Below are 13,347 nucleotides of genomic sequence, written 5' to 3' on the forward strand. Positions count from 1 at the left end.
AAACCTTATTTCTTTTTGTTAGTAATTGGTAAATCCTTGGCATTCGTAGCATCTGATGGAACTTTTAAGAAGTCGTGGCTGCCGAAGTTGCCGTAGCTTTGTCCAACCTTAACGTGCATTAATTTACCTAATTTCATGTTGATGAAGACGGTGAAGGTAGATAATTTATCATTCTTAACGACTGCCTTAACCGACATGTCTTGATATTTGCCTAGCTTTTGAATTTGCTTGAAGACTTTGGCCTGAGCCGTGCTTTGTGGAGTAGTGTTAAAGATTGGCGCAGCGGCTTTCTTCATCAGCTTCTTATCTGTCAATTTAGCGGTAAGAGTGTAAGTTCCCTTATTGCGCTTCAGCTTGTAGGCGTCGACCAGTTTCTCACTTGGGTTGGTAATTAAGTGATTGTTCATGATGGCGTCTGTTAAGTCAGCGTAATTATGCCCAGTTAATTTTTCTAGGTCGGCCTTGTACCAAGTGTCTTGGCCATTGATATAGACGTTGTTTAAATTAACCCATTCTTCACTAGAGCGAGTTTTGCCCTTGCTAGTAGTTTGATTAGTGATGTGATAAACGGTTGAGTCACCACCAAAGTTCGTGTTGGCTAAGGCCACTTGCTTTGACGTATCAGTGCCTAAAGTAACAGACTGAATTACTTGTCCGCTCTTGAAGTTCTGTTTAACTTTTTTAACAACCTGGGTCTTAGTTAAAGCCGGCTTAGCTTTTTTCTGTTGCTTGCTGCAGCCACCTAATAAGAATAAAGCGGCTAAAGAAATACCAATAAGTGTTTTTTTGAATTTCATAATTTTTCTCCTATATTTTGCTATGTCCATTATAACGAAAAGCCCGATCCCATTGACAGAATCGGGCTTATTTTGGTTAATTATTTTTTGTCTAGCTTGCCTAAATCAACAGCAGATTTCTTAATATTATTAGGAACAGATAGCTGTTTAATCTGATTGATTTGGTCGGCATTCATGGTGAAGGTCTTAATCTTGCCATCGTCTTTATAGGTGGAAGCAACTTTCACATTGTTAACGCTGTAATTGTGATCGACATCGATCTTGATATTATACTTAATTGGCTTGACGTCATCTAAGTCAATACCAATTAGAGAAGTAATGGCAGAGTCTGAAATAATGGCATTCCAGATTTTCTTGCTGTTGCCTTGGTAGATTAAAACATAATTGGTGCCGGCCCGCTTAACCTTAAAGATTTTAGCAATGTCGGTAAAGGGCACGAGCATATTGTTTAAGTTGTCTGTAATTACAGAATAAGAGCTGTTCTTACTGAGCTTGGTCTTGAACCAGCGATTGGTGCTAGTTCCCTTCATTTGAATATAATTATTCTTGCCTTCAATCCACATCTTGTAGTGATTTCCCGTCGTTGAGACGTTAGTGTAGACCACCGTGGGATTTTTAACATATTGTGCCTCGGCTTTTTGCATTATCTTACCGCTGCTTTTTTCCGCCCAATTGGCATGCATGGACTTGAATTTGGTCTTTTGCGCGTTGGTTAGGATAGTTTTAGCAGAAGGCAACGTATTTTGCTTCTTTTGACTTGAATGAGCACACCCTGCCAAAAATAGAGCCAAGAAACCGACTAACGCAACTAAAAATTTTTTATTTTTCATTTTTACCACTTCTTGTATTAGATATTTCTGTTCTAAATTAGCACAAAAAAGCAAATAATGGAAAGATAGTTCAAATTTTGCTGTTTTTTTGCTCATATCTCTATGAAAAAAACGGTGAAATGTGTAAAATATGGATGAAACATTGAATATTAAAAGGAGATATTTCATGTCAAAATTAGTTTTAATTCGTCACGGACAAAGTGAATGGAACCTTTCAAACCAATTTACTGGTTGGGTTGACGTTAACCTTTCAGAAAAAGGTGTTGAAGAAGCTAAGAAGGCTGGTCGTTTAATCAAGGAACACGGTCTTGAATTTGATCAAGCTTACACTTCATTATTAACTCGTGCTATCAAGACTTTGCACTACGCATTGGAAGAAAGTGGCCAACTTTGGATTCCAGAAATGAAGACCTGGAGACTTAACGAACGTCACTACGGTGCTTTACAAGGTTTGAACAAGAAGAAGACTGCTGAAAAGTACGGTGATGAACAAGTTCACATTTGGCGTCGTTCATACGATATTTTGCCACCAGCTATTGATGATGACAACGAATTCAGTCAAGCACATGACCGTCGTTACGCAAACTTGGACCCACACATCGTGCCTAAGTGCGAAAACTTGCATGTATGTCTTGACCGTGTAATGCCATTCTGGGAAGATCACATTGCTCCAGACTTACTTGACGGCAAGAACGTAATTATCGCAGCTCACGGTAACTCACTTCGTGCTTTGACCAAGTACATCGAAAACATTTCTGACGACGACATCATGAACCTTGAAATGAAGACCGGTGAACCAGTTGTTTACACCTTCGACGAGAACTTAGATGTTGTTAAGAAGGAAAAGTTAGACGACTAATTAAATATAGTAGTTATTCACACTAAAAGAACTTCGATTAATTTCGAAGTTTTTTTGTACAGAAAAAAGACGTCCATTCAGGACGTCCTAATCTATCAACTTGCTCCAAAAACTATAATTCTAAATTTTTATTTTCATAATTTTGGAACAAGTCTATTATATTATAAATAAAGAAATTCTGCCATTTTTTTCTAAGAAAGAAGCTAGAAAAATGAAAATTTTAGTTACTGGATTCGATCCATTTGGCGGTGAAAAGGTTAATCCTGCGATTGAGGCAGTGAAGAAATTACCGGATGCAATCGATGGAAATGAAATTATTAAGCTAGAAGTTCCTACTATTTTTTACCAAAGCGCGCAAGTGGTTAAAGCCAAAATCGAGCAGGAAAAGCCAGATATGGTAATCAATGTGGGTCAAGCCGGTGGCCGGAGCGCGATTACGCCAGAAAGAATCGCCATTAACTTTCAAGCTGGCTCTACGCCTGATAATTCGGGCAAGGGACCAAAAGAAGGCAAAATTGAAACAGACGGTGCAGACGGCTATTTTACTCAATTGCCGATTAAACAGATGGTAACCGCGATTCGTCAAGTAGGCATTCCAGCTATGGTATCTAATTCCGCGGGCACTTATGTCTGCAATCACTTATTCTATGAAGTGCAATACATGCGCGTGCACGAGTTCCCTGATTTGAAAGCAGGTTTCATTCACATCCCGTTTTTGCCTAATCAAGTTAAGAATGGTCGCCGGCCTTCAATGAGTTTGAACGATATGGTTACCGGCTTGACTGCAGCTATTAAGGAAGCAATTCATGACTAAAAATTGACAGTTACCCCTTGTAAGTGCTATTTTTGTCGTAAGAGTAAAGTTGGGAGAAAAATATGCAAACAATTGATAATTCTCTCTTGCAAGTCTCTATTGACGAGAATGGGGCCCGGATGGCTCATCTTGTGTCTGAAAGCGATAATTATGATTATCTCAATGATCAAGAGGCAAAAGAGGGTATGGCAATTGCTTTTCCAGTGATTGATAGCGACAACAACTGGGCCAGCAAGCTGCCTTGGACAGTCGTTGATAAGGGCGATACGCGAGTGAGTTTGACTTTAATTGATACGCCGGAGAGCTATCAGAGTTTTCCCTATCATTTTGAAGTAATGACGACCTATTCCTTGGAGGGGAATCAGGTGAAGGTATCCTTTTATCTCAAGAATTCTTCACATAAGGAGTTGCCATTTTCCTTAGGCTTTGTTTTTCCAATTGCTTGGTCAAGCCAAAGCAGCCTGAATAAAATTAGCTTAATTGGTGAAGAGCATGCAATTGATGTGGCTTCGACTGATTTTAAGCTGAATGCAGAGGATGGCAAGGTTACTGCTTTTACGAATAAGGTTGAATTAGAGGCTGAAAAAAGCCGCGAATTTGTTTTAACCTTGACTTTAAAGTAAAAATTAGTAACGATTTTAATAAGATATTGAAAGCAGGTCAGCGATGATTTGCTTTTTTTGTTATAATACACTCAATGTGAATTTACATAGGAATAATTTATGAGAAGTAGAAGAGAAGAAAGAGAAGCACATCCGAGTGCAACTCGAGTGCAAAACCATCAATATAAAAATCATCATGTATGGGCATGGGTGACAGGCGTTATTGCTTTAATTGCGGTAATTGCAGTGGCTGGCTACTTCGCCTCAATTTATTTCAAGACGAAAAAGGCCGTTGATCAGACCTATGATCCCCATAACGCAGTCAAGACGACCGGTGAATTCAATGGCAAAAAGCGTTTTGCCGTTTTACTAATGGGGACAGACACGGGAGCCTTGAAGAGAACGGAGAAGCGCGGACGAACGGATACCATGATTCTGGCTGTCGTTAATCCGGCCAAGAAGCATTATACCTTGGTCTCGATTCCGCGAGATACGATGGCGCAGATGATTGGTGAGACGCCGACTAGAATTGAGAAGATCAATGCCGCTTATGAACTAGGCGGAGCTAAGATGTCAATGGCTTCGGTTTCTGAGTTAATCAATGTGCCGATCAAGTATTACGCTGTCGTTAATATGGGCGGAATCATGAAGATGATTCGCTATGTTGGCGGAATTAATATTCGACCAACTCTGAGTTTTGAATATGGCGGCTATGTCTTTAAAAAAGGTAAACTGATGCATATGGGAGGAGCCACAGCGTTGGCTTACTCTAGAATGCGTTATGACGATCCTAGGGGCGATTATGGCCGTCAAGAGCGTCAACGTCAGGTAATTATTACTTTGATTAAAAAAGCCGTCTCAGTCAGTTCTTTATCGAATCTAGACTCGATCTTAACCTCTGTTTCCAGCAACGTGCGGACTAATTTGCCGTTTAGTGCTTTACAACAGATTGCCATGAATTATCGTGGCTGCGCCGATCATTCCTCAAGTGATTACCTGCACGGCTATAATGCGATGATCAAGGATGCGGCTTACCAAGTGCAGCCAACTAGCGAATTGCAGCGTATTTCTAATTTAGTGCGGACAGAATTAGACTTGCCTGAGGCCAAGGTTGATAATAATGAAACTTATCAAAATAAGCGAAATGAAGCTAATGGCTTTAGTTTTAAGAGCAGCAAGACGCAAAAATATCATATTTATGACTATACCGAGGCAGGCGATAATTAATGGATCAGTTGTATTCCACAATCATTGGCTATGTCTTTAGGAACTTTTTGACTGCTATGGTCGTGGGGAAGATTTTCTTAAAGATCAACCCCACTGAATATGGCTCCCATAATCCAGGGACGGCTAATATGGGTGCCGTCTTTGGCAAAAAATGGGAAATCATGACCTGTATAGGCGATTTACTGAAGAGTTTGATTGCCTTGTTTATTTTGTCTTCCCGGCGCATATTAATATTGCCTTTGCTGGCTTAGGCTTAATTTTAGGCCATTGCTTCCCCATTTGGGATCACTTTAAGGGAGGCAGAGGCGTAGCGGTAGAAGCCCAAGTCGCGGTCTTTTATGATTGGCGCGGGGGTTTTACTACTTTACTGATTGCTTTAGTCTTGACTGCAATCATGCAAAATTTGACGATTCCGCCTTTAGTGTTTATGCTGTTATTCAGTGTTGATGAATTTTTGCATAGCCAAGAGGCAGGGATTGTCTTTATGGTGATTACTTTAATCATGATCTTTAAGTTCTGGCACGATATCGTTGATTTTTTTACTGGACGCGGTAAGAAGGTCGATATTCTGCTTTCAATTAAGAGAAAGTTAGGGATCAAGAATTGAGTAATAGCAAAAAAAATTTTAGTAAGGACATAGAACTAGAAAATGAGTGAGACTAACAAGAAAAAGACACTGAATGTTCTCCAGATTATTTGTTTAATCGTGGCGGCATTCTTCATACTAGTGCAAATGTTCTCATGGGGTAAAACCTTTGGCAGATTGCCACTGAGTACCTTGATGAGATATATTCCGGGATTATTGGGTCGCAGCACAATGGTGCTAGTACCAATGGTCTTTGGGGCTGTCTACAGTAAAAAGAAGGTTCATCCAACTGAAGCCTTCAGATTCTGGATGATGGCAGTAGTGACACTAGTAGTTTTGTATTTGGTTAACTTCTTTAAGCGACCAGGCAGCTTCAATATGTGGAAGCTCTGGGGTATATTTTTCCCAGTTTTAACCAGTACATCCGTATTACTAGCCGGCTTGATTTTTAGTATGCTGGCTCAACCATATATATATGAATTGCAGCACCGCATCACTACTAAGCAAAACCTAATGCTGCTAAGTGTATTAACTGTAGTGGGCTTTGCTACCAGTGCGGGTACGATGATCTTCAATTACTCTGTTTATGGTGTTTATTTGATTCTTTACTTTGCTTGGGGGATGTTTTTAGCTAACGTCAAGATTCCTAGGAAGGTATTTAACTGGTCAATTTTCGCTGGAATCGTGTCATTCTTTGTAATGTTCATCGGTGTGCCCGGCTTCAACGGCGTATATTGGTACCAGCGTTTATCTGGTCGTAGTGGCGTTTACTCCTGGGCCCCTAAGTTCTTGAGTAATATTACATCACCATTTCTATTTTTAATGGTGTTAGCTGCTTTCTTGATCTTTAGAAAGGTCATTGTTAGCTATAGCGCTAAAGAAATGCGCTTCTTTATCCCAATTATTATCTTTATGGATGCACCAATTATTGGTGGTTTCGTTAAGTCATTCCGCTTCACTGGTAGTGCTGGTTTTAATAAATTCTTGATGATCATTATTATGATGATTGTCGCTTTTGGCTTGTACTATTTGTATCAGCGCTATTTGTTCAGAATTAAGCCAGTTAAGCGTGCGGTTGATTTCTTCAACAAGCACAACAATTTGGCCGAGATTGTAGTTGATCTATGGGACAACTTCACTAAGTGGGCAGTTGAGAATAGAGTAAGACTGCTTACCTGGGGTTGGTTCTATGTACTGAGTTTTGCATCATTCTTGATTGAATCAGATAACTTGCGAATTCAGATAACGACTGCGACAGACATTAACGCCGTAATCTTCCTGTTGGGAACTAGATTCTTTGCAATTATCTTAACGGCGATCTTCTTAGACGCCATGTTTGCGATCTTCTACTTTATTACGACGCGTTATTGGATCTCAACTATTCTGGTCAGCGTAATTACGATTGGTTGGGCTATTGCCAACAAGATCAAATTAAACCTTCGTGGTGAACCAATTTACCCAACTGAAATCGATGAAATCGTTAACTGGAAGACTTTGTTGCCGATGGTCGGTCAAAAGACCGTCATTATGATCGCTGTTGCTTTGGTTATTGTGATTGCCTTGACTGTCTTCTTAGAAGTGAAGTTTCCAATTAAGAAGAAGGGTTCATGGAAGCGACGCGGTATCTGGGCATTGCTCAGTTTGCTATTATTCATGACGCCAATGCGCTTTAACCATGATGGTGGAATAATCTATCACATTAACCGTGGTTTTGATAATAATCAATCATTCAGAAACCCTGAACGTGATATTCAAATTAATGGTCCATTGTTGAACTTCCTGAACTACTTCGACTTGCAGATTATGAACAAACCAGCTAACTACTCACAATCTACAATCAAGCATTTGGATGACAAGTACAGTAAGTTAGCAGACCAAATTAACAAGACTAGAAAGAACACCTTAAAGGATCAAACGATTGTCTACAACTTGAGTGAAAGTTTTGTTGATCCATATACTTTCCCAACAATTAAGATTGATCCAAAGGTACCAAATCCAGTTAAGTTTATTCAATCAATGAAGAATAGATCTACTTACGGTAGCATGCTTAGTGCAGGTTACGGTGGTGGTACTGCCAACATGGAATGGGAGACTTTGACTGGCTTCAACATGGGGATGTTCACGTCAACCTTGACGCCATATGTTCAGATCGTACCTAACTACGACTTCTACCCAACCATCGGGATGGACTTTAGCTACAAGTCAGCCGTTCACCCATTCATTGGTACTTACTACTCAAGAGTAGAGGATTACAAGAGATTTAAGTTTAACAAGTTCGTTTATGATGGTTCTAAGTACAAGATTATTGACCAAAAGAAGCTGGGCAAGAGTACTTACAACTCTGACTACACTACTTATACTAATGGTTTGAAACAAATCAACAGCATGAAGGGTGGTCAATTCATTAACTTGATCTCTATTCAAAACCACATGCCTTACAACAACTGGTATCCAAATAATGAATACATGGGCAAGGTGTCTGGTCAACTCTTCAATACTGCTGCTGTTCGTGAACAGATGGCAACTTACATCAAGGGTACGCAATACACCGATAAGGCAGTTAAGCAATTCATCGGCAAGATCGACAAGATTAAGAAGCCAATTACGGTTGTCTTCTATGGTGACCACTACCCAAGTATCTTGTCACAGAACTACACTGCCAAGTATCCTGTTCAAATGCACTCAACGCGCTACTTCATTTACTCCAATAAGTACGCTAGAGACCATGGTGCTAAGAGCAAGTTGACGCACAATACTAACTACGTCAACACCAGTGATTTCACTGCCATGATGCTAGAGCAGACTAATTCTAAGGTCACTCCTTACCAAGCATTGTTGACTGAAGTACATCAGAAGTTGCCGGCAATTACCATTAACTTCAATGGTGACAAAGGCTTCCAATTAGTTGACCAAAAGGGTCATTTCGTAGATCCAAAGAAATTGACTTCAGAACAGCAAGCACTTTTGAACGATTACGAAATGGTTCAATACGATATGACGGCAGGTCAAGCTTATGGCTTGAAGGCTAAAGGCTTCTACAGCAATAATTAAAATTATAATTGACTAAATCAATTTTTCTCGTTAATATCGTAATTAACAAATAAGTAGCAAATCGGCTCAGCGTTCAGAGAACTAGCGGTAGGTGTGAGCTAGGCAGGCCGATCTTGACGAAATACGATTAGGATAGTTCCTTTATCAACTGTAATAAGATGCCAATTTGGCATGAACGTGGGTGGTACCACGGCTAAAAGATGATAATTAGTCGTCCCTTGATCGATAGGATCAAGGGACGTTTTTTATTGGAGGAAATTATGGCAAAATTTGATATTTTAGAAGACTTAAAATGGCGCGGTGCCATTAATCAAGAAACCGATGAAGAAGGTTTGCGCAAGTACTTAGTTGAACACGATGACTTAGCTTTGTACTGTGGTACTGACCCAACCGGTGACTCACTGCACATTGGTCACCTGATTCCGTTTATGATTTTGAAGAGATTTCAAATGGCTGGCTACCACCCAGTAATTTTAATCGGTGGTGGTACTGGTTCAATTGGTGACCCATCAGGTCGTAAGACTGAACGAGTTTTGCAAACTGCTGCTCAAGTTAAGCACAATGAAGAATGCTTAACTAACCAAATGAAGAAGCTATTTGGTACAGAAAACTTTGAAATTAAAAACAACGCGGAATGGCTAGGCAAGCTTAACTTGATCGATTTCTTGCGCGACTACGGCAAGTTCTTCCAAGTTAACAACATGATCAATAAGGATGTTGTTGCTAGCCGTCTGGAGAATGGTATTTCATTTACTGAATTTACTTACCAAATTTTGCAAGCCATTGACTTTTACCACTTGAACAAGGATAACGGTGTTCAATTGCAAATTGGTGGTAGTGACCAATGGGGCAATATTACTGCCGGAATCGATTTAATTCACAAACTTGAAGGTGCAGATCGTCCAGCCTTTGGTTTGACTATTCCTTTGATGCTTAAAGCAGATGGTACCAAGTTTGGCAAGTCAGCTGGTGGTGCCGTTTGGCTTGACCCTGAAAAGACTAGACCTTACGAATTCTACCAATTCTGGATCAATCAAGATGACCGCGACGTGGTTAAGTACCTGAAGTACTTCACCTTCCTTAGCCGGGAAGAGATTGAAGACCTGGCTGAAAAGACTAAGAAGGAACCTTGGAAGCGTGCCGCTCAAAAGCGTTTGGCCGAAGAAGTTACTAAGTTCGTTCATGGTGAAGCTGGCTTAAAGGAAGCACAAATGATTACCGATGCATTGTTCTTAGGCAATATCAAGAACTTATCGGTAACGCAAATTGAACAAGGCTTGAAGAATGCTCCGAGCGCTGAAGCTGGTAGTGAAGAGAAGAACCTGGTTGATTTCTTAGTTGACACCAAGATTGAACCTTCTAAGCGTCAAGCACGTGAAGATATCAAGAACGGTGCGATTTACGTAAACGGTGATCGTGAACAGAGCGTAGACTTTGATGTAGATCCATCCAGTGCATTTGATGGTAAGTACGTCATTATCCGTAAAGGTAAGAGAAAGTATACTTTAGTCACGATCAAATAGATATGAAAAAGAAGCTGAGAGGCTTCTTTTTTTGTAATTAAATGTAACTATACGATTTTTAAGTAATACATAGATGCTTAAAAGCTTAAAAAAATCTAATTGAAGCATAAAATTAATAATTTGTTATTTAATATTGTGCATTAATAGCCCCTAAATGTAGTGTTGATTATTTCACAAATTCACATTAATACTATATGATTTGAATATAGTTAACTTTATCACTGGCATAATATCCTTGTATATAATTGACGGATATTGGTATAGAGCTAGTCACTAAAATCTATCTTTTTAAAGAAAAGCTGTGAAAGTAATCACAATCCTGCTTACTTTTAGATAAAAGATGTTATAGTAAAGGTGGATCGAGGAAATAAGTAAATAGAAAGAGGTTATTAAAATGTTAGAATCAAGAAAAGTTTTAAAGGTTGTTTCAAGTTTAGTAATCGGTTTAAGTTTAGTTTGAATTTGCACTTGTGGTGTGCAAGCAACTTCATTCAACGCCTCAAAATTGGGAACTGCTGAAGTTGCTCCAACTAGACCATCAATTAAGAAAGGCGATAAGATTTTCGTAGTTGTTAAAGACACGAAGAATCAAAAAGTCGCTGTTTACAACAAGAACGCTAAGAAAACCGGCAAGAAAGTTGCTATGGGCTCAACTTACACAGCAAAAGCTGTTAAGAAAGTCAACAAGAAAAAGATCATTAGAATTAGCAAGAAGCAATGGTTGAACAGCAAGGATGTTGTTAAGAACTAAATAACTTAAGAGTTAATAATCTCTAACTATTTATTATTTCTGGACTCTTGGATTAGGAAAAATAAAAGGGCAAAGATATTCGAAATGAATGTCTTCGCCTTTTTTGATACAATAAAGACGCCGCTTTAGCTCAATAGGTAGAGCACCGCCGTGGTAAGGAGGAGGTTCCCAGTTCAAACCTGGGAAGCGGCTTAAAAATAATGCTAAAATGACAGTAACATTTGAATGATGATTACGAGAAAGGAAATCCTATGAAGCACGAACTTACAATGGCAGAAATTGTCCAATTTAAGCAAGATTATGAACAGAAGCCGCAAAACCGCGTGGCGGAATTAGCAGTCGTTAACAACGGCGTTCAAAAGGCCAGCTTTAACACTGAAGGCGTTAGAAAATTAAACCGCACGTTTTCAATTGAAATTCCCACAGACAATGTAACGGATCAGAAGCAATCAGGTCGTTGCTGGTTATTTGCAGCCTTAAATACTTTGCGTCATGGCTTTGCTAAAAAATATAATGCCAAGAACTTTACTTTTTCACAAAACTATCTCTTCTTCTGGGATAGAATCGAAAGAGCAAACATCTTCTTCGACAATATTTTAAATACTGTAGATAAGCCATTAGACGACAGAACAGTGCATTCTTATATGCAAGGCCCTGACACCGATGGTGGACAATGGGCCATGGCTATTTCATTGGTAAGAAAATATGGCTTGGTGCCAACCTACGCTCAAGATGAAAGCTTTACTGCCAACAACACTGCGGCTTTCAACCGAGCTTTGAACATAAAGCTGCGTGAAGATGGTTTAGTTTTACGTAAATTAGCTCAAGCTGGCAAGACTGATAAAATTGAAGAAAAGCGGCAAGAATTCTTAAGCGAAGTTTATCGCATGGCCGTGATTGCCTTTGGTGAACCTGTCCAAAAGTTTGACTTGGAATTTAAGGATGATGATGGCAAGTATCATTTTGATGGCAACTTAACGCCATTGGACTTTTTCCACAATTACTTTACCGATGATCTGGATGACTACATTGTTTTGTTCAATGCACCTGATCATGAATTCGATAAATTGTATGCCTTGCCATTTGAAGACAATGTCGAAGGCGGTACGCCAGTTCACTTTTTGAATACTGAAATCGACAACTTGAAGCAAGCCGCAATCAAGCAGCTTGAAGCCGGTGAGACCATTTGGTTTGGTTGTGATGTAGGCAAAGATAGTGATCGCCAAAAGGGTATTTTGTCTAAAGGACTTTATCAAACTGACGCAATTTTTGATATTGAAACTAAGCTCGATAAGAAGGCCCGTTTGCAAACCGGTGCATCTGGTTCAACTCATGCTATGACTTTAGTCGGCGTTGATGTAGTTGACGGCAAGCCGCGTCAATGGAAAATTGAAAATTCTTGGGGCAGTAAGGTTGGCGAAAAAGGCTACTTCGTGATGGACGACGATTGGTTCAATGAATATCTCTTTAAGGTAGTAGTTAAGAAGCAATACATCCCAGAAAAATTAGTTAAAATTTGGAATGGCGAAGCTACCCCAGTAGAAGCATGGGACTCAATGGCATAATGAATATCAGTCAGGTTATTGCATTTACTAAAAATCATTTAAAAGATGAGAAAACAGGTCATGATTTTTATCATGGCGAACGCGTTGCCAAGTTAGCTACTAAAATGTATCTAGCCGATCATGACTCAGCTCATGAGGATAGCCGTGAAGTGGCGATTATTAAAAGTGCGGGTTATTTGCATGACACGATTGATGAAAAAATTTGCGCTGATCCAGAAAAAGTAGTTGAAGAGATCAAAGATCTTTTGCCTCAGGTGGGCTTTAATGATCTTGAAGTCTGGGATATTTTATTTACCATTCAGCACATGTCTTTTTCCGCCAATATTGAGCATCATTATCACTTGCCCTTGTCTGGTCAATATGTGCAAGACGCCGATCGTTTGGAAAGTCTTGGTGCAATTGGCATCGCGCGTGCTTTTACCTATGGTGGCAAGCATGGCAATAAGATCTATGATCCTAAGATTAAGCCGGCTAAATTAGTGAGTCATGATCAGTATCGTACTCATGTAGAAACTACGATTAATCATTTTTATGAGAAGCTTTTTCATTTAATTAATTATATGAACACGCCAGCGGCTAAAAAAGAAGCACAGCGAAGGACAGATTACATGAAAAACTTTGTTCAAGAGTTTATGGATGAGTGGAATGTTTAAAATAATTTAATATTTAATAAGCCTTGATGCAGTAGCATTGGGGCTTATTTTTTTATTTAAAAATTAAAAATATAATTAAAATAAACTTG

Annotated in this window: 11 protein-coding genes, 1 tRNA gene and 1 pseudogene; 11 read left to right on the top strand and 2 right to left on the bottom strand. The window is 39.3% G+C overall.

Going from position 1 to position 13,347, the window contains the following annotated elements:
* Positions 1–5 precede the first annotated feature (5 nt).
* Together ICI50_RS01140 and ICI50_RS01145 are read right to left on the bottom strand one after the other, a co-directional pair.
* On the bottom strand, positions 6–797 hold the full coding sequence (locus ICI50_RS01140; protein ID WP_013855242.1) for a DUF6612 family protein: 792 nt from the start codon (positions 795–797) through the stop codon (positions 6–8).
* Positions 798–877: 80 nt separating this feature from the next.
* Positions 878–1,627, bottom strand: a complete 750-nt coding sequence (locus tag ICI50_RS01145; protein WP_188891793.1) for a DUF6612 family protein — start codon at positions 1,625–1,627, stop codon at positions 878–880.
* A 166-nt stretch (positions 1,628–1,793) separates the two neighbouring features.
* On the opposite strand from ICI50_RS01145, the gene ICI50_RS01150 reads away from it, so the two are divergent.
* From ICI50_RS01150 to ICI50_RS01200, 11 genes and pseudogenes are all read left to right on the top strand, one after another.
* A complete protein-coding gene (locus tag ICI50_RS01150) occupies positions 1,794–2,486 on the top strand; it encodes a 2,3-diphosphoglycerate-dependent phosphoglycerate mutase (protein WP_013855244.1) in 693 nt (230 codons plus the stop codon).
* A 211-nt stretch (positions 2,487–2,697) separates the two neighbouring features.
* Positions 2,698–3,300, top strand: coding sequence for a pyroglutamyl-peptidase I (gene pcp, locus ICI50_RS01155; RefSeq protein ID WP_013855245.1), 603 nt, complete (start codon positions 2,698–2,700; stop codon positions 3,298–3,300).
* Between the two features lie 62 nt (positions 3,301–3,362).
* The gene (locus ICI50_RS01160; protein WP_056940845.1) at positions 3,363–3,923 is read left to right on the top strand and encodes an aldose epimerase family protein; all 561 of its coding nucleotides are present in this window, start codon (positions 3,363–3,365) and stop codon (positions 3,921–3,923) included.
* Between the two features lie 99 nt (positions 3,924–4,022).
* Positions 4,023–5,129 carry an LCP family glycopolymer transferase gene (locus ICI50_RS01165; RefSeq protein ID WP_095342284.1) on the top strand — a complete coding sequence of 369 codons (1,107 nt, stop codon included), beginning with the start codon at positions 4,023–4,025 and terminating at the stop codon, positions 5,127–5,129.
* A pseudogene (locus ICI50_RS01170) lies at positions 5,129–5,736 on the top strand (glycerol-3-phosphate acyltransferase). Before ICI50_RS01165 ends, ICI50_RS01170 begins: the two are co-directional and overlap by 1 nt.
* 42 nt (positions 5,737–5,778) lie before the next feature.
* Complete coding sequence (locus ICI50_RS01175) at positions 5,779–8,766, top strand: LTA synthase family protein (protein WP_054640416.1); 2,988 nt, start codon at positions 5,779–5,781, stop codon at positions 8,764–8,766.
* 260 nt (positions 8,767–9,026) lie between these two features.
* Positions 9,027–10,289, top strand: a complete 1,263-nt coding sequence (gene tyrS, locus ICI50_RS01180; RefSeq protein WP_188891795.1) for a tyrosine--tRNA ligase — start codon at positions 9,027–9,029, stop codon at positions 10,287–10,289.
* A 460-nt stretch (positions 10,290–10,749) separates the two neighbouring features.
* A complete protein-coding gene (locus ICI50_RS01185; RefSeq protein WP_244964971.1) occupies positions 10,750–11,040 on the top strand; it encodes a hypothetical protein in 291 nt (96 codons plus the stop codon).
* Positions 11,041–11,159: 119 nt separating this feature from the next.
* Positions 11,160–11,232 (top strand) — tRNA-Thr (locus tag ICI50_RS01190).
* Positions 11,233–11,291: 59 nt separating this feature from the next.
* On the top strand, positions 11,292–12,605 hold the full coding sequence (locus ICI50_RS01195; protein ID WP_056940848.1) for a C1 family peptidase: 1,314 nt from the start codon (positions 11,292–11,294) through the stop codon (positions 12,603–12,605).
* Entirely contained in the window at positions 12,605–13,258 is a 654-nt protein-coding gene (locus tag ICI50_RS01200) for an HD domain-containing protein (RefSeq protein ID WP_013855252.1), read from the top strand. Before ICI50_RS01195 ends, ICI50_RS01200 begins: the two co-directional genes overlap by 1 nt.
* Positions 13,259–13,347 lie beyond the last annotated feature (89 nt).

The organism is Lactobacillus kefiranofaciens (assembly GCF_014656585.1).
In the GTDB taxonomy this organism is placed as follows: Bacteria; Bacillota; Bacilli; order Lactobacillales; family Lactobacillaceae; genus Lactobacillus; species Lactobacillus kefiranofaciens.